Source organism: Christiangramia sp. LLG6405-1 (assembly GCF_045055805.1).
Taxonomy (GTDB): domain Bacteria; phylum Bacteroidota; class Bacteroidia; order Flavobacteriales; family Flavobacteriaceae; genus Christiangramia.
Window position 1 is genome coordinate 936,988 of sequence record NZ_CP159330.1, and the last position, 17,787, is coordinate 954,774.

17 protein-coding genes and 1 tRNA gene are annotated in these 17,787 nt (G+C 37.6%); 11 read left to right on the forward strand and 7 right to left on the reverse strand.

The genetic code is table 11. The annotated features are described in order from the left end of the window. The first annotated feature begins 71 nt into the window (after nt 1-71). Nucleotides 72-797: a LysE family translocator gene (locus ABVM50_RS04360; RefSeq protein WP_405200132.1), complete on the forward strand. Its 726-nt coding sequence runs from the start codon at nt 72-74 to the stop codon at nt 795-797. A 42-nt stretch (nt 798-839) separates the two neighbouring features. Here the strand turns inward: ABVM50_RS04360 and ABVM50_RS04365 are convergent. The 3 genes from ABVM50_RS04365 to ABVM50_RS04375 all read right to left on the reverse strand — a co-directional run bounded on the left by ABVM50_RS04365 (nt 840) and on the right by ABVM50_RS04375 (nt 2,075). Continuing rightward, nucleotides 840-910: transfer RNA gene (locus ABVM50_RS04365), tRNA-Cys, on the reverse strand. A 50-nt stretch (nt 911-960) separates the two neighbouring features. Next, nucleotides 961-1,317: a dihydroneopterin aldolase gene (gene folB / locus ABVM50_RS04370; RefSeq protein WP_405200133.1), complete on the reverse strand. Its 357-nt coding sequence runs from the start codon at nt 1,315-1,317 to the stop codon at nt 961-963. Between the two features lie 41 nt (nt 1,318-1,358). Beyond that, nucleotides 1,359-2,075, reverse strand: a complete 717-nt coding sequence (locus ABVM50_RS04375; protein ID WP_405200134.1) for a ZIP family metal transporter — start codon at nt 2,073-2,075, stop codon at nt 1,359-1,361. 110 nt (nt 2,076-2,185) lie between these two features. Here ABVM50_RS04375 and ABVM50_RS04380 point away from each other — a divergent pair, with 110 nt between their 5' ends. The 4 genes from ABVM50_RS04380 (at nt 2,186) to ABVM50_RS04395 (ending at nt 4,970) form a co-directional block, all read left to right on the forward strand. Beyond that, nucleotides 2,186-3,865, forward strand: coding sequence for a glutamine--tRNA ligase/YqeY domain fusion protein (locus ABVM50_RS04380; protein WP_405200135.1), 1,680 nt, complete (start codon nt 2,186-2,188; stop codon nt 3,863-3,865). 124 nt (nt 3,866-3,989) lie between these two features. Beyond that, nucleotides 3,990-4,370 (forward strand): YtxH domain-containing protein, encoded by a 381-nt coding sequence (locus ABVM50_RS04385; protein ID WP_405200136.1) that lies wholly within the window; start codon nt 3,990-3,992, stop codon nt 4,368-4,370. 7 nt (nt 4,371-4,377) lie between these two features. Next, on the forward strand, nt 4,378-4,737 hold the full coding sequence (locus ABVM50_RS04390; protein ID WP_141876422.1) for a phage holin family protein: 360 nt from the start codon (nt 4,378-4,380) through the stop codon (nt 4,735-4,737). Next, on the forward strand, nt 4,737-4,970 hold the full coding sequence (locus tag ABVM50_RS04395) for a DUF6327 family protein (protein ID WP_405200137.1): 234 nt from the start codon (nt 4,737-4,739) through the stop codon (nt 4,968-4,970). Before ABVM50_RS04390 ends, ABVM50_RS04395 begins: the two co-directional genes overlap by 1 nt. Nucleotides 4,971-5,012: 42 nt before the next feature. On the opposite strand, the gene ABVM50_RS04400 is transcribed toward ABVM50_RS04395, so the two are convergent. Then, entirely contained in the window at nt 5,013-5,972 is a 960-nt protein-coding gene (locus ABVM50_RS04400) for an SPFH domain-containing protein (RefSeq protein ID WP_405200138.1), read from the reverse strand. 107 nt (nt 5,973-6,079) lie between these two features. Then, nucleotides 6,080-7,597 (reverse strand): glutamate--tRNA ligase, encoded by a 1,518-nt coding sequence (gene gltX / locus ABVM50_RS04405; RefSeq protein ID WP_405200139.1) that lies wholly within the window; start codon nt 7,595-7,597, stop codon nt 6,080-6,082. Between the two features lie 111 nt (nt 7,598-7,708). Here gltX and ABVM50_RS04410 point away from each other — a divergent pair, with 111 nt between their 5' ends. The 5 genes from ABVM50_RS04410 to ABVM50_RS04430 all read left to right on the forward strand — a co-directional run bounded on the left by ABVM50_RS04410 (nt 7,709) and on the right by ABVM50_RS04430 (nt 14,890). Beyond that, nucleotides 7,709-10,921, forward strand: a complete 3,213-nt coding sequence (locus ABVM50_RS04410) for a hypothetical protein (RefSeq protein ID WP_405200140.1) — start codon at nt 7,709-7,711, stop codon at nt 10,919-10,921. After that, entirely contained in the window at nt 10,902-11,336 is a 435-nt protein-coding gene (ybeY, locus tag ABVM50_RS04415) for an rRNA maturation RNase YbeY (RefSeq protein WP_405200141.1), read from the forward strand. Before ABVM50_RS04410 ends, ybeY begins: the two co-directional genes overlap by 20 nt. A gap of 15 nt (nt 11,337-11,351) precedes the next feature. Further along, the gene (gene mnmG, locus ABVM50_RS04420) at nt 11,352-13,223 is read left to right on the forward strand and encodes a tRNA uridine-5-carboxymethylaminomethyl(34) synthesis enzyme MnmG (RefSeq protein ID WP_405200142.1); all 1,872 of its coding nucleotides are present in this window, start codon (nt 11,352-11,354) and stop codon (nt 13,221-13,223) included. Nucleotides 13,224-13,256: 33 nt separating this feature from the next. Next, complete coding sequence (locus ABVM50_RS04425) at nt 13,257-14,117, forward strand: class I SAM-dependent methyltransferase (protein ID WP_405200143.1); 861 nt, start codon at nt 13,257-13,259, stop codon at nt 14,115-14,117. 221 nt (nt 14,118-14,338) lie between these two features. Beyond that, nucleotides 14,339-14,890, forward strand: a complete 552-nt coding sequence (locus tag ABVM50_RS04430; RefSeq protein ID WP_405200144.1) for an OmpH family outer membrane protein — start codon at nt 14,339-14,341, stop codon at nt 14,888-14,890. 66 nt (nt 14,891-14,956) lie between these two features. On the opposite strand, the gene ABVM50_RS04435 is transcribed toward ABVM50_RS04430, so the two are convergent. Continuing rightward, nucleotides 14,957-15,352: a DoxX family protein gene (locus ABVM50_RS04435; protein WP_405200145.1), complete on the reverse strand. Its 396-nt coding sequence runs from the start codon at nt 15,350-15,352 to the stop codon at nt 14,957-14,959. A gap of 6 nt (nt 15,353-15,358) precedes the next feature. Continuing rightward, a complete protein-coding gene (locus ABVM50_RS04440) occupies nt 15,359-16,510 on the reverse strand; it encodes an ATP-binding protein (RefSeq protein ID WP_405200146.1) in 1,152 nt (383 codons plus the stop codon). A 68-nt stretch (nt 16,511-16,578) separates the two neighbouring features. Between ABVM50_RS04440 and ABVM50_RS04445 the strand changes: the two genes are divergently transcribed. Further along, complete coding sequence (locus tag ABVM50_RS04445; RefSeq protein WP_405200147.1) at nt 16,579-17,763, forward strand: phosphoglycerate kinase; 1,185 nt, start codon at nt 16,579-16,581, stop codon at nt 17,761-17,763. The last annotated feature ends 24 nt before the right edge of the window (nt 17,764-17,787 follow it).

The window sequence follows — 17,787 nt, forward strand, 5'->3', positions numbered from 1 at the left end:
CATTCAGGCTTTAACTGCTATATTTACTTTAAAACTACAAAAAGTTTACATTTGCAAAACAACTTAACTGTATGTTACAGGACGTTTTAGCTGCCTTACCCTTAGGTTTCTTTCTGGCTTTTCTATTTGGACCGGTTTTTTTTGTATTACTGGAAACCGCCGCTATAAAAGGTTTTAGAGCCGCTATTGCATTGGATTTTGGAGTTATCTTTGCCGATTGTGTATTTATAACCATCGCTTATTTTAGTACAACGAAGCTATTGGAAAGTCTTAAAGATGATCCTGCTTTGTTCATTTTTGGCGGTATGATCCTCGCTACTTACGGTTTGATGACTTTTGTACAATCAAAGAAATCTTTGCAAACAGATGACAAGACTCCTGAAATAAGAAAACTCGGTAAAAGTGCTTATTTCAGCCTGTTGGCAAAAGGATTTCTACTGAATTTTATAAATATTGGAGTGCTTGGTTTCTGGCTGGGAGTGATCATTGTTTTTGGTCCTAAGCTGGATATGCAGGTAAACAGAATAGCAGTATTCATTGCTACAGTGTTAATAACATACCTGATTGTAGATGTTGCCAAGATCTTACTGGCAAAAAAGCTAAACCGGAAATTAACACCCAACCGAATCTATATTATGAAAAAGTTCATTAGTTGTATACTGGTGATCTTCGGGGTGGTCCTGATCTTCCAGGGACTCTTTCCAGACCAGGTAGATGAGATCAAAGACCAGATCGAAGAAATTACACCAAGTGATTCTTTGATTGGAGATCTAGATTTTACAAAAACAAAAGATTAGAAATAAAAAAAGCTTCCTGATTCAGGAAGCTTTTTTTATTTGAGGCATCGAGCGGATTCGAACCGCTGTACAAGGTTTTGCAGACCTCTGCCTAGCCACTCGGCCACGATGCCCTTTGCGGGATGGCAAATGTAATAAAAAATTTAAGTATCAAAACTAAAATCTACCTTGATTTCTGCATGCTCACAGTAACCATGGCAACATTGCCGCCAATGGGTGGGTTGATCTTGGAAACTTCGACTTCAGCTTGCTGAACCATAATAAGTTCGCTAAGAACACGGGTCAAGATTCTATCAGCAACCGTTTCCAGTAATTTAGATCTAACGGCCATTTCCTGCTTAACTATGTGATTTAGATGAACATAATCTATGGTATCTTTAAGTTCATCTGTCTTTGCAGAATGGAACAGATCTCCAGAAACTTTAAGATCTACCTGGTATTCGCTTCCAATTTTACTTTCTTCATCTAGACATCCATGATAAGCGAAAGTTCTAATATTCTTAAGTGTGATTACTCCCAAAACTTTTTTTACAAATATATGTTTCCTGAAGAATAGAGGAATTACTGAATTAATTTTTCTCCAATCATACCTATCAAAAAGCCAAGATTAGCGCCTAAAGCAGGAATCCATGCCCTTTTTAGCTTTACATTTGGAGCGATATCCTGAAATATTAGATATAATATTCCACCACCAGCAAATACCATTAGGAAAGCAGTAACTTCAGGCAGGTCCGTTAGAAATGCATAACCGAGTAGGGCACCTAAAACTCCGCTAAAGCTTAATGAGAATAGAATTCCGAGTGCTTTTTTCGATTTCATCCCAGAGCTAATAAGATCCTGGTAAGAATTGAAAGATTCAGGTAAATTCTGTAAACCTATAAATACGGCCAGTAGAATACCAGTCTTAGGATCTGTCGCGAATATTGCACCTAATGCTATCGCTTCAGGAATAAAATCTAACAGCATCGCCAGTAATTGCGATAAAGTACTTCCAAATCTTTCTAGTTTCCGGTCTATTAAAAACACAATCAGGGCACCAGCTATAAATGCGAAGAGTAAAACGGGGAGATCCAGATCCTCCATACCTCTTGGTATCAATACCAATGCAACGGCACCCATAAGAATACCTCCTCCAAAAGCCGTAATGAAATGGGTTATTTCTTTCTTTCGATTGGACTTGTCTGGATTGCTTCCGAAGTATTTGGAAAGCAAACCTCCTACAAATACTGTTATTCCCGAAAATGCTGAGTATAATATGATTTTGTACAGGTCATCCATATTTTAATACGTGATTTTAATTCAAGTTATCAATTTTAAATATACTATTGTTCGCATGCTGTCTTTATCGATTTAAAATTTGATAAATTTGCAGCTTATTAAAACAGGTTATGGCAGAAGCTAAAAAATCCCTCAATTTCATTGAGCAGATCATAGAAGAAGATCTTAATTCTAATTATTCAGGAGAAGAACTCAAATTCAGGTTTCCTCCTGAACCTAATGGGTATTTGCATATTGGCCATGCATCCTCGATTTGTTTAAATTTTGGATTGGGCGAAAAGTATAATGCTCCTGTAAATTTAAGATTTGATGATACGAATCCTGCAAAGGAAGAGCAGGAGTACGTAGATGCTATCAAAAGAGATATCGAGTGGTTGGGTTTTAAATGGGCAGAGGAATGTTATGCTTCAGATTATTTTCAAAAACTTTATGACTGGGCGGTAGAAATGATCAAAAATGGCGATGCTTATGTAGATAGCCAGACTTCAGAAGAAATCGCAGAACAGAAGGGAACACCTACCGAACCTGGAAAGGAAAGTCCGTATAGAAAGCGTTCAGTAGAAGAAAATCTGGAGCTTTTTGAGCAGATGAAGAATGGCGATACTCCTGAAAGAGGACATGTACTTCGCGCAAAGATCGATATGACTTCTTCAAATATGCTAATGCGTGACCCGATCATGTACCGTTGTTTGCATAAGGAACATCACCGCACTGCAGATAACTGGAAGATTTATCCTATGTACGATTGGGCGCATGGACAGTCAGATTTTATTGAGCATGTATCTCATTCCTTCTGTACCCTCGAATTTTTACCACATAGAGAATTATACAACTGGTTTCTTGAAAAAGTAAGCAAACAAGGTGAATTTGAGCCAAAACAGCGAGAATTTGCACGTAGAAACCTAAGTCATACTATTGTTAGTAAGCGTAAGTTACTACAACTTGTCGAAAAAGGTTTTGTAGACAGCTGGGATGATCCCAGAATGCCTACGATCTCAGGATTGCGTCGTAGGGGTTATACCGCTGGAGCTATCCGGAAGTTTGCCGATTCGATTGGCGTTGGAAAACGTGAGAATATGATTGATGTTTCTCACCTTGAATTCTGTGTTAGAGAAGATCTTAATAAAATAGCTCCAAGGGTTATGGGTGTTCTGGATCCTGTTAAACTGGTGATCACTAACTATCCTGAGGGAGAAGAAGAATGGCTGGAAGCTGAAAATAATCCTGAAGATGAAGCTGCCGGGAGCAGGGAAATTCCATTTTCACGGGAATTATACATTGAAAGAGAAGATTTTAAAGAAAGTGCAAACCGTAAGTTTTTCAGGTTAACACTAGGAAAGGAAGTACGCCTTAAAAATGCATATATCATTAAAGGCGAGGATGTTGTAAAGGATGCTGAAGGTAATATTACTGAAATTCACGTTACTTATGATCCAAAAAGTAAAAGTGGAAGCGGCTCTGAAGAATCGCTTCGGAAGGTGAAAGGTACTTTACACTGGGTTTCGGTAAAACATGCTGTGGAAGCGGAAGTTAGACTCTATGACAGGTTATTTACTGAAGAAGCACCAGATGGGGATAAGGAAAGAGATTATCTTGATTTCGTAAATCCGGAATCATTAAAAGTAGTCACCGGTTACCTTGAACCTGGCCTGAAGGATGCGAAACCTGAAGATAAGGTACAGTTCCAGAGAATAGGATATTTTTGTGTGGACAAAGATTCCACGACTGAAAAGCCTGTTTTCAATAGAACTGTAACTTTGCGTGATTCCTGGGCTAAAATTAAATCTTAAACGGTTTATCTTGCTTTTTAAGAATAATTTAGCATTCAAGTTTTAACATATTAACCGGTTATTAACAAGCTAGGGTGAAACCAACCGCTATCTTTGAGCTTTAATAACCTAAAATCAATAACTTATGGCAAGTACAGGAAATACATTATTAGCATTAATTACCGGAGCAGCAATTGGAGCTGGTGTAGGTTTACTTTATGCACCAGATAGCGGAGATAAAACTCGCAAGAAACTTAAAGATGATGCTCAGAACGCTCAGGACAGGCTAAATAAGAAGTACAATGAAACTTCTTCTAATCTTTCTGAAAAGGCAAGGAAAGCAAGAACAGATTTCGAAGTAAGACTGGAAGAGACTTTATCTTCAGCAAGTCATAAAGCAGATGATATTTTATCTGCAATGGAGTCTAAATTAGAAGAACTCAGAAAACAAAATTCTAAATTGCAGAAAGATAAGCCGGGAACTTCAACTGGATCTGGAAACACTCCAAATAAAGCGGTAGTATAATTTCTGTATGGCATTTGAAAAGCTTTCGAACAACGTAGACGACTTAAATCATAATATTCAGGCATTTCTTCATAGTAATGCTGAATATTACAAGCTTAAAGCCTTTAAACAGGGAATGAAAGGGGCAACATCGCTCGTTCGTTTTTTGATTATGGGTTTTTTGTTGAGCATTGCCGGGATCATGTTATCCTTTGCTATTGCAATTATTATTAGTCAGTCAATTGGTGTACCCAGCTCCGGTTATTTTATCGTAGGTGGTTTTTACCTCATCGTTGGGGTTTTGATTTATATCTTTGGAAAAGAACCAATAGAGAAATTGATACTTCAGAAGTTTTCAAAAGCAGTTTTTAACGATAAAAATGATTAATGAGAGTTTATTCATCCTTTAAAGATATCGACAAAGATCTTAAGATCCTGAAATTACAAACAGAGATCGATAAAGAGGAAATTCGCCTTAGTATGGATCATACTAAAGACCAGATGACTCCAATGTCATTACTGGGAAGTGGTGTAGGTTCGATAGTTCATAAATTCCTATCAATCCGTGCGGTTTCGAAAATTATGGGTATCAAAAGGACTAATATGGATTACGACTTGTAGTCATCATACATAAAATTAAAAAGCCCCGATTCGGGGCTTTTTTTATGCGTCATTTTCATTGTTCCTCTTTTGCTCTTCTATTCTCTTTTTATTCTGCTCTTTCATCGCCTCTCCAATTTGATTAGAAGCGGTAAAGGACGCTACCATATTATTCAGCATCTCGCTACCGGCCTGTGGTGAATTAGGTAACAGAATAAGATTTGAATTGGTTTCCTCTCCAATAGCCTGCAAAGTATCGTAATGTTGTGTTACTACGATCAGGGCAGAAGCTTCCTGGGAATTGATACCTACATTATTTAGAACATCCACGCTTTCTTCCAGTCCGCGTGCGATCTCTCGTCGCTGATCGGCAATTCCCTGTCCCTGTAAGCGCTTACTTTCGGCTTCAGCCCGGGCTTTTGCGACTATCTTGATACGATCTGCTTCAGCATCATATTCTGCTGCAACCTTTTCTCTTTCCGCAGCATTTATCCTGTTCATAGCAGCTTTCACCTGTACATCAGGATCTATATCTGTAACCAGGGTTTTGATGATATCATATCCATAAGACTGCATCGCTTCGTTCAATTCACGGTTTACAGCAATGGCTATGTCATCTTTACGCTCAAAAACATCGTCCAGCTTCATTTTAGGCACTTCTGCGCGCACAACATCGAAAACATAGGCTGTTATCTGGTCATGCGGACTTTCAAGCTTGTAGAAGGCATCGTATACATTATCTTTTCTAACCTGGAATTGTACAGATATCTTCAGCTTTACGAATACATTGTCCTTGGTTTTAGTTTCCACCAGAACATCAAGTTGCTGAACTTTTAGATTAATCCTTCCTGCTACCTGATCAATTAGAGGAACTTTTAATTGCAGTCCAGAATTTCGGATACTGGTAAACTTTCCGAAGCGCTCTACAACTGCTGAGGTTTGCTGCCGAACTACAAAGATTCCTGAGAATATAAGCAGCAACAGTAAAATGGCAAGTATGGGTATTAAAACAAGATTTATCATGCTAATAGAATTTTTTACTGAAATTAAGCATTCTTCAGCATTTAATCAGCATAAAAAAAGCCGGTAAGATCAAGTTTCTTACCGGCTTAAATACTATTCAGGATCAATTATCCCAACGTTTCAATGGCTTTAGTAAGCCTGCTCAAAGTTTGTTGTTTTCCAATATAGCTTGCGATCTCATAAACGTCTGGACCCTGTAATGCTCCAACCAATGCGAGACGTAAAGGCATCATCACTTTTCCAAAACCAATCTCCTTGCTTTTGATCCAGTTTTTGACTTCAGCCTGTAGTTGTTCGGTTTCAAAATTATCCTGTCCTTCCAGGAAGGTTTTTAATTCGTTCATTAATCCTGCTGAACCTTCTTTCCATGCTTTTTTAGCATCTTTTGGCTCGAAAGAAGTAGGGGAGATAAAAAAGAAATATCCCTGATCCCAGAGATCCTCTACAAACACTGCTCTTTCTTTGATCAAGGAAACAACGTTCTTAACATACGATTCTTCTACCACGATCTCATTTTCCTTCAGGATCTTTTGAAATTCCTTTGTAACCTGCGATTCATCTGCTTCCTGCATATAATGCTGCTGGAACCATTTTGTTTTTTCCGGATCAAATTTTGCACCTCCTTTATGAACACGTTCTAGTTCAAAAGCGCTCGTTAATTCCTCAAGACTAAAGAATTCCTGCTCTGTTCCAGGGTTCCAGCCTAAAAATGCCAGCATATTTACTACCGCTTCAGGATAATAACCTTCTTCTTTGTATCCTGTAGAAACATCGCCAGATGCTGGATCTTTCCACTCAAGAGGAAATACCGGGAAGCCCATTTTTTCACCATCTCGTTTGCTCAATTTCCCTTTACCCTGAGGTTTCAGAATAAGTGGTAAATGGGCAAATTCTGGAGCGGTCCATCCAAACGCACGATAAAGCATATAGTGTAGAGCCAGAGAAGGTAGCCATTCTTCACCACGAATAACATGTGTGATCTCCATTAAATGATCATCCACGATATTGGCGAGGTGATAAGTTGGCATTCCATCACTTTTAAATAGAACCTTATCATCCAAAATGTTGGAATCAATTTCCATATCACCGCGAATCACATCCTTTAAGTGCAAGGTTTCATCCTGCGGAGATTTAAATCTAATCACATAAGCATCCCCTTTTTCAATTTTCTCCTTTGTCTCTTCGTAAGAGAGGGTAAGGGAATTATTGAGCTTTTCTCTGTTATGCCAGTTATATATAAAGGTTTTACCCTTTTCTTCGTGATCCTTTCTATGTGCGTCCAGCTCTTCTGAAGTATCAAATGCATAGTACGCGTTTCCAGATGCTATCAATTCTTCTGCATAAGCGCGATACTTGTCTTTTCTCTCGCTCTGCCTGTATGGTCCAAAACCTTTTTCCTTGCCCGGTCCTTCATCGTAAGGGATTCCGCACCAGTTCAGGGATTCGATAATATAATCTTCAGCTCCATCTACGTACCTGTTTTGATCTGTATCCTCAATACGAAGAACGAAATCACCACCATGTTTTTTGGCAAATAGATAATTGTATAAAGCGGTTCTTACACCACCAATATGTAATGGTCCCGTAGGGCTCGGAGCAAATCTTACTCTAACTTTAGAAGACATAAAAAGTGAATTTTAGAGCAAAGATACAACCTTATTCAAGCAATCCTAAACTCAGTCAACTACTAATTAAAGTGTCTTAATTGTCGTATTTTTAAACAAACTATAGAATTAGTGACCAGCAATTTTGATCGCATACTTTCCAGGCTTGATGCTTTCGTTCGGAAATATTACTTCAGCCAGATCCTAAAGGGCATGATGCTCTTTACTGGTATTGGGCTGTTATATTTTCTCCTTACCGCAAGCCTCGAACATTTATTCTGGTTTAATGAATCTGTGAGAGCATTTTTATTCTGGTTATTTATCGCAATTGAAATTGCCCTGTTCATTTACTTTATTGGGATTCCTCTTTCGAAGCTATTTAAACTTCGGAAGGGAATAAATAAAGAGCAGGCTTCAAAAATTATTGGGACACATTTTCAAGAAATAGGAGATAGGTTACTCAATTTATTGCAACTGGATCATACTTCTGAAAGATCTGAATTACTTATTGCAAGCATTGATCAAAAAGCTGAAAATTTAAAGATCTTTAATTTTTCTGAAGCAGTTGAGCTAAAGAAGAACCGCGAATATTTACCGGTTGTAATTCTTCCTGTTCTGATCATATTCGCTTTGTGGATCTCTAATAATTCTCATGTTTTCATTGAAGGTTTTAATCGAATAAGTAATTATGATCAGGCATATGAACAGCCAGCTCCATTTCAATTTTTAGTACTGAATGATAAACTGGAAACATTTCAGAATTCAGATTTCGAACTGGTAGTACAGATTGAAGGAGACCAGATTCCTGCCGAGTTGCACATTATCACAGGTGACTACAAACGTGTCCTGACTGCTGAAGGGGATGGACGCTTCGTTTATAATTTTATAAATGTAGACGACTCTTTAAATTTCAAATTAAATGGTGCTGATATAAGCTCTAGAACTTATAAATTAAAGGTTTTGGCACTACCGTTAATCACAAATATGGAAGTTGAGGTGAACTACCCTAGCTATCTAAATCTTGAAGACCAGGTATTCAAAGGTATAGGATCCTTTCAGGTGCCTGAAGGTTCGAAATTAACGTGGAGCTTTTCAACTGTAGCTACAGATTTTGTACAGTTTTCAAGTAATGATTCAGTTCGCAACCTCCCAGTTAGTTTCAATCAAGCTCAAATAAAGCATCAAATTCTTAGAGATTTTGATTATTCTGTCAGTTCTTCTAACGCTTCTAAAACTAAACATGAGAAGTTAGATTATCAAATTGAAGTCGTGCGCGATCTTCATCCGGAGATAGATGTGCAAAGCACAAGAGATAGCCTGGACTCACAACAAACTTACATAAACGGTCGGGTAGAGGATGATCATGGTCTATCAAGATTGCAGCTGGTATATTACCCACAAGATTCGATTCAGAAAAAACGGACTCAAAAGTTAGATATTAGCACCGCTCTTGTGGATGAATTCTATTACAGCTTTCCCAATAATTTGCAACTCGAACCTGGTATGTCATATTCCTATTATTTTGAAGTATTTGATAACGATGGGATTAATGGAGCTAAATCCAGCAGATCAGAGATTCTTAATTACCGAAAGATCACCCAAGCTGAAAAAGAGAATCAGGATCTGGAGAAGCAACAAAATTCTATTGAGACGATTTCCGAAGAACTGGAAGAATTCAGAAAGGATTCCAATGAACTTGAGGAGCTACAAAGGATAGATAAGCAGAACAGCAACTTGAATTACAATGAGAAGCAACGACTGGATCAATTTTTAGAAAGGCAAAAGATTCAGAATAAGCTCATGCAAAAGCATAGCAAGGAACTTCAGGAAAGCTTAGAAGAACAATCTAATGAGAAACCATCTTCTAGTAAAGAAGAATTAAAAAAAAGGCTTGATGAGAACGAAAATAGTCTAAAGGAGAATGAGGAATTATTAAAGGAACTTCAGGAGTATTCCGATAAAATTCAGGAAGAAGATCTGGGAGAAAAGTTGGAGGATCTGGCTAAGAAGAATAAGAACAATGAGCGCAATCTTGAACAGCTTTTAGAACTAACCAAAAGATATTATATTGAAGAAAAACAACAAAGGATAGCAAGGGATCTGAATCGTCTTGCAGATGAACAGGAGAAAATTTCAAACGAATCTGAATCAATTTCAGAAGAACAGAAAAATCTGAATAATGTGTTCGATAGGATCCAACAGCAATTGGATGCTTTGTCCAAGGATAACCAGCAATTAAATAAACCAAAATCCTTAACTCGCGATGAAGCAATAGAAAAGGAAATCTCAGAAGATCAAAAGAAGGCGTCAGAAAAATTGCAACAGGAGAAGAATGCCAGCCGGGAACAAAAGAATGCTGCTAAGAAAATGCGGCGTTTAAGTTCTAAAATGCAACAAGCCGGTATGCAGGCAGACATGCAGAAGTTGGAAGCAGATGCTAAAGTTTTACGTGAAATTTTAAATAATCTGGTGAGATTTTCTTTGATACAGGAAGAACTGTTAGAGGACTTTAAGAGTATCAAACAAACAAGTCCGGCTTACGCGAATAAACTAAATGAGCAAAGTGAACTACGAGAGAACTTTGAACATATTGATGATAGTATTTACAGCCTTGCGCTGCAAAATCCAATGTTCTCAAGTAAGATAACTTCCAAACTTACAGATATAGATTTTGATATAGAAAAGTCGCTGGAACGACTAGCTGAAAACCAAATAGGGCAGGGTACCGCTAGTCAGCAATATGTTGTCACCGGGGCAAATGATCTTGCAGTCATGCTTTCTGATGTTCTGGATTCTATGCAGGATATGATGTCCAATCCGCAATCTGGTTCTGGTGATGGACAGGAATTTCAATTGCAACAGATCATCGATGAACAAAAAGAACTTCAGCAGGATATGCAACAAAATATGGAGATTCCTGAGAAGTCCGGAATGCCCAGTCAGCAAAATTCTGGTGAGATATTTGAAATTTATAAGCGTCAGCAAAACATAAGACGGAAGCTAAATGAATTAATGGATAGTGGTTCATCTGACGCTCTTGAGAAGAAAATCGAACAAATTGAGGAGGATCTTTTGGAGAAGGGTTTGGATGGGCAAACCTTAGAAAGAATGCAGCAGCTGAATTATGAATTAATGAAAATGAAGAGCGCTGCGCAAAAACAAGGATTTGATAATAATAGGAAGGCGAACACGAACTCCCGGAACTATGAGAATAAGCTTCAAAACCAGATAAATACCGCAAAAGAATATTTCCAATCAACTGAAATTTTAAACAGACAAGTCTTACCTTTGCAGCAAATTTACAGATCTAAGGTTAAGGAATATTTTGGTAAAAGGAACGATTAATTTTTTCAATGAAAACAACTTCATCCTGAAGGATGAGGTACTATTTCAAAACTGGTTATTCAGGCTTGCTGAATCTGAACATAAAAATATAGGCGAGGTTAATTACATTTTTTGTGATGATGATTACTTATTGGAGATCAACCAGAATTATCTAGATCATGATACCTATACAGATATTATCAGCTTTGATAATACGGTAGGCAATTCTTTAAATGGAGACATTTTTATTAGTACAGAGAGAGTAGAGGAAAATGCTTCAGAATATAATGTGGATTTCCTTCAGGAACTTAAAAGAGTTATTGCACACGGCATGTTACATTTTTGTGGATACAAGGATAAATCTGAAAGTGAAAGCGAATTAATGCGACATAAGGAAGACGAGAAAATTAATATGTTCCACGTGGAACATTCCTAATGAAAAGAGGATTTTATGTTCGATAAGGAATATGATGTTATAGTAATTGGAGCTGGTCACGCAGGAAGTGAAGCTGCCGCCGCTGCCGCTAATATGGGTAGTAGCACGCTTTTAATTACAATGAATTTACAAAATATCGCTCAAATGAGCTGTAACCCTGCCATGGGTGGTATTGCAAAAGGTCAGATTGTAAGAGAAATTGATGCGATGGGCGGTTACAGTGGTATTGTAAGTGATACCAGTGCTATCCAGTTTAAAATGTTGAATAAATCCAAAGGACCTGCAATGTGGAGTCCGCGTGTACAAAGTGATCGTATGCGTTTTGCTGAAGACTGGCGTTTGAAGCTTGAGCAAACTCCAAATCTTGATTTTTATCAGGAAATGGTAGCAGGTTTGATTATCGAAAATGATAAGATAACAGGCGTAAGAACTTCTTTAGGTTTAGAAGTTCGTGCCAAATCTGTTATATGCACTAATGGAACATTTTTAAACGGACTCATCCATATAGGTGATAAGCAATTTGGTGGTGGTAGAGCAGGGGAAAGAGCTGCTACTGGAATTACCAAGGATTTGATTGACGTTGGATTTGAAGCTGGAAGAATGAAAACAGGAACTCCTCCTCGTGTGGATGGTAGATCTCTGGATTACTCTAAAATGACCGAGCAACCTGGTGATGAAATCCCTTCCAAATTCTCTTATTCAGATGAGACTAAGCCATTGGAAAAACAACGTAGTTGTTATATGACCTACACTTCCAATGAAGTGCATGAGATCCTCAAAGATGGTTTTGATCGATCTCCAATGTTTAACGGACGTATAAAAAGTCTTGGTCCTAGATACTGTCCTTCCATAGAAGATAAGATCAATAGATTTGCAGATAAGGACAGGCATCAGTTATTTGTAGAACCAGAAGGTTGGAACACTGTAGAGGTTTATGTGAATGGATTTTCAACTTCACTTCCAGAGGATGTTCAGTTTAGAGCCTTACGATCTGTTGCCGGATTTGAGAATGTGAAATTCTTCAGGCCAGGTTACGCGATAGAATATGATTATTTTCCACCAACCCAGTTGAAGCATACTTTGGAGACTAAGTTAATTGATGGTTTATATTTTGCGGGTCAGATCAACGGAACAACAGGATATGAGGAAGCGGCTTGCCAGGGCATGATGGCAGGTATTAATGCCGCTCTAAAAGTTCAGGAAAAAGATGAATTTATTCTGAAGCGTAACGAGGCATATATTGGGGTCCTTATAGATGATCTTATAACAAAGGGTACAGAAGAACCTTATAGAATGTTTACTTCAAGAGCGGAGTATAGAACTTTATTAAGACAGGATAATGCCGATTTCAGGTTAACCGAAAAATCTTATAATATCGGTTTAGCTTCTGTAGAGCGGATGAGGAAAATGGAAGAAAAGAAAGATAAATCTTTTAAGTTTGTTCAGCATCTGAAGGATCTAAGTGTCATCCCGGAAGAAGCAAATCCTGTTCTGGAAACTCGAAATTCTTCTCCCATGAAACAAAGTGATAAGGTCTTCAAAGTCTTTTCAAGACCACAAATCACGATGGAGGATGTGCGTAGTTTTTCTGGTGTAAATGAGTTTATTGTTGAGAATGATCTCAACAATGAAATGATAGAGCAAACCGAAATTCAGGTTAAATACTCCGGATACATTGAGAAGGAGAAAAACAATGCCGATAAATTAAATCGTTTGGAAAATGTACGTATTCCATCAAACTTTGATTATTCCAGTATAAAAAGTATGTCTTACGAGGCGAGAGAGAAATTAAAGAAAGTGCAGCCTGCTACCGTTTCTCAAGCTTCTAGAATTAGTGGAGTAAGTCCTAACGATATTTCAGTATTATTGGTTTACATGGGTCGTTAGTTCACTCATGTTCCACGTGGAACAATCAGAATTTTGATAGAATCAAATCAAATAAAATCAGCTCCGGAAACGCAGGAAGTTATACTTACCTGTAAAGATCACCTTGTATCGCAGGAGACCTTTTCTATATTAGAAAGTGAGCCTGGAATATTGTGTACTTCTCCAGTTCCAGAAAATTTACCTGCATATTATGAAAGTGATAGGTACATTTCTCACACAGATTCAGAAGAAAATTTTCAGGATAAGATCTATCAATTTGTAAAATCTAAAATGCTATTGAAAAAAGCAAAGTGGATTGAACAGGAAACGGCAGGTTGTAAACTTCTGGATTACGGAGCGGGCACTGGAGATTTTCTTGCTTACATGCAAAACAGGAACTGGAATGTATTTGGTGTGGAACCAAACGAACATGCCAGGGCTTTAGCTTCAAGAAAGGGAATTAGTATTGAAGACAATTTGGATAAGTTAGATACAAGATCATTTGATGTCATTACCCTCTGGCATGTACTGGAACATATTCCAGATTATCAAGAAGTGCTAAAAAGACTAGTAGCTAAATTGAACAAAAATGGGCTTCTTATTATTGCAGTTCCTAATCACAGGTCCTATGATGCTTATTACTATCAAAATCATTGGGCTGCCTGGGACGTTCCAAGACATCTATGGCATTTTTCAAGAAGTGGTATTTCACAGCTTTTAAAAAATAACAACCTTATAGAGGTTTGTGAAAAACCATTAATCTTCGATTCCTTTTACGTAAGTCTATTAAGCGAGGAAAATCAAAAACTAAAGCCTTCTAAAATAAACGCATTTTGGCGTGGATTAATTTCTAACTTTAAGGCAAGATCTACCGGAGAGTATTCTTCCATTGCTTATTTCTATAGAAAATCATAGATAAGCTTATTTAAGCCTTTTTTAGAGCTGTTAGTGTATTCGTATAATGGTTGTTCTGTAAAATTGCTTAAAGTCTCTTAAAACGGATTTAAACATATAATTTTTTATAGATTAAACTTATAATGAATATATTTTAGATTAATCTTATCGATAACAACTATTCAAACTCCTATTTTACTCTAAGATTAGTTTCTTACCTTTGCCAATCAAATTTTTTAACTATGATCAAAAAAGTTTTCGGAATTGCTGCAGTTGCAATTTTAATGGTATCCTGTAACGAGCAAAAAACAGCTTATGTAGATACTAAAGTGTTGGTACAGGAATATAAAGAAATGAAGGAAGTGGAAGCTGAGTTCACTTCCAAATCAGATTCTGTTCGTCAAAAACTGGATTCTGTTGCAAAATCTTTTCAGGAAGAAGTTCAGGCTTATCAGTCTGAAATGAATTCCATGTCTGAAGCACAAAGACAGGAAAAAGAACGTACGCTAATGCAAAAACAGCAAATGCTACAACAGCAACAGCAAATGCAAAGTAACCGTCTTAGAGAGCAAAGTACTGCTGCTATGGATTCTTTAGTTGAAAAGGTTAAGGGATACGTGAAAGACTACGGAAAGGATAATGGTTATACCTATATTTTTGGTTCCAATGAATCTGCAAATATTATGTATGCTGAAGAAGGTCTTGATATAACACAAGATGTTCTAGCTGAATTGAACGACCAATACGGTGGATCTGATGTTGCTACTGAAGAAAACGAAGAAGTAGAAGACTAAATTCTAGAAATAATTTATACATATAAAGGCTCCTAATAGGAGCCTTTTTTTATTTAAAAATCTTTTTTAGTTCATAATCCATACACCCAGAATACATACGATAAAGTATCCGGTAAGCGTAAATGCTCCTGCATAATCTTTAGCCACTCTCTGTCCAAATAATAGCATAAGCAAGGTTACACATGCGAGAATGGAAGCAAGCAGTCCTAAATCAGAATCACCACTGGATATTAATGTGTAGATACCTGCAATCGCAAGAAATCCTACAATGACTTCGATAACCAGGATAATTCCAACCATGAGGGGAACCATTCCTGCCAGAAAAGTTTTTGAGAAATGTTCCTTCAGCCAACCAGTGTTTCCATTCCAGTCCATCATCTTATCCACTCCAGATTGTAAGAATGTAATAAGAATGAATAGCAGTATTAGAATCTCAGTAATATAGGTATTCAGATTTTCCATAATTCGTTATTTTTTGTGTAGATATCGGGTTAGTTTAATAGAAAGATCGGTCAGGATAATTTTAGCATTTCCATTTCTACCAATATGATAGATGGCAGTTTCTATTGCTTCGGAAATTTCTCCAATATTCTTACCATTTATAAAGGTGGCGAATTTATCGAATTTGAAGACTTTTGGTTCAATATCAACATAAACTAAGTCTTTAGCCTTATAATTTAGCAACATGGCCTGTCTGAAGAAGTCGAGACAATAACGAAGAAAGCTTTTCTGGGTTTCGCGGTTGAGGGATGCGATCTCGTCACTCCAGGCTACCAGCTCCAATACAGTAGCTTTGTTTCCTTTAGCCTGAAATGCACTCCGCACCCATTGAATGAACCAGGCCTGGAACTGCTCATCACCCGCATCTTTTCTCAGGATATGTACTGCCTTAGTATAGTCGCCATTGGCCTGATGAGCAATCTTCTTTGCAATTTTTGGTTCGCAATCCTCTTTGCGAATTAGATATTCTTCGATATCAGATTCTCCAAGAGGTGGAAAATGCAACCGCTGACATCTGGACCTAATGGTTTGAATAATTTGTTCTTCAGCTTCAGTAACAAGTAAAAAGATAGTTTTGCTTGGCGGCTCTTCTATTAGTTTCAGCAACTTATTAGAAGCTTCATTATTCATCTTTTCAGGCATCCAGATGATCATCACTTTAAAACCACCTTCATAACTTTTTAAGGAAAGTGATTTTACGATCTCATGAGCTTCATCTACACCAATCTTGCCTTGCTTGTTTTCAATTCCAAGACTTTGATACCAGTCATATAAACTTCCGTAGGGATTCGATTGAACAAATTGTCGCCACTCCTCGAGAAAATGTGAAGAAACCGGATGTTTTTTGATCTTTTCATTGGTAGCAACCGGAAATGCGAAGTGCAGATCTGGATGAGAAAGATTATTGAATTTCAGATTGCAGGAAGCTGAACTTTCTGAATCATTTTCTCCATTAGAATTACCACATAATATATATTGAGCGTAAGCGATCGCCATGGGTAAAGTCCCACTACCAGCCTTTCCGGTAAAAAGTTGAGCATGCGGAATTCTTCTCCGGTCTGCCGTGGTCACAAGGTGATTTTTTATATGCGGAAGGCCTATTATTTCTCTAAAAAGCATAGGCAAATATAAAATTATATAAGCTTTATTATCTTCGGAAAAATTTATATTTGTAACAAAGCAAACCTATGAAAACTATAGACGATTACAACTTTAAGAATAAGCAGGCCTTAATTCGAGTAGATTTTAATGTGCCTTTGAATGATGAGATGGAGGTAACTGATGCCAATAGAATCGAGGCTGCTAAACCAACGATTATCAAAATTCTTGAAGATGGCGGGAGCGTGGTTCTAATGTCACACCTGGGTCGTCCAAAAGGAAAGGAAAGTAAATACTCATTACAACATATACAGGATAAGGTTTCTGAAGTTCTTGGCGTAAATGTAAAGTTTGTTGAAGACTGTACTGGTGAGGAAGTTGAAAAGGCTGCAAATGACCTGAAGTCGGGAGAGATTCTTTTACTGGAAAACCTTAGATTTCATGAGGAAGAGACTGCTGGGAATGAGGCTTTCGCTGAACAACTAGCAAAATTAGGTGATATATATGTAAACGATGCTTTTGGAACTGCACATAGAGCGCATGCTTCTACAACCATCGTAGCAAAATACTTCGAAGATAAGTGCTTTGGTTATTTATTAGCTAAAGAGATCAAAAGTCTTGACAAGGTTTTAAATAGTAGTGAAAAGCCGGTGACAGCTGTACTTGGTGGTGCGAAAGTGTCTTCTAAGATCACCGTAATAGAGAATATTCTTGATAAGATCGATCACCTCATCATTGGTGGTGGGATGACCTATACTTTTATTAAAGCTCAGGGCGGGCATATTGGAACTTCACTAGTGGAAGATGATAAACAGGAACTTGCTCTTGAAATCCTTAAAAAAGCTAAGGAAAAAGGTGTGGAAGTTCATTTACCGGTAGACTCAGTGATCGCAGATAGTTTTTCTGAACAGGCGAGCACACAGGTTGAGAGTGTGGATAATATTCCTGATGGCTGGATGGGACTTGATGTAGGACCAAAAACGGTTAGGAATTTCGCAAATGTGATCAAGGATTCCAAGATCATTCTTTGGAACGGTCCACTAGGAGTTTTTGAAATGGAGACATTTGCTCAGGGAACCATAGAACTTGGTAAAGCGATCGTAGAAGCTACAGAAAATGGTGCTTTCTCTTTAGTTGGAGGAGGAGATTCAGTTGCAGCTGTGAAACAATTTGGATTTGCAGATAAGGTGAGTTACGTTTCTACCGGTGGTGGAGCGATGCTGGAGATGCTTGAAGGAAAATCACTTCCGGGTATCGAAGCAATTAAGAATTAATCGGGTACGAAATTTGATTAATTC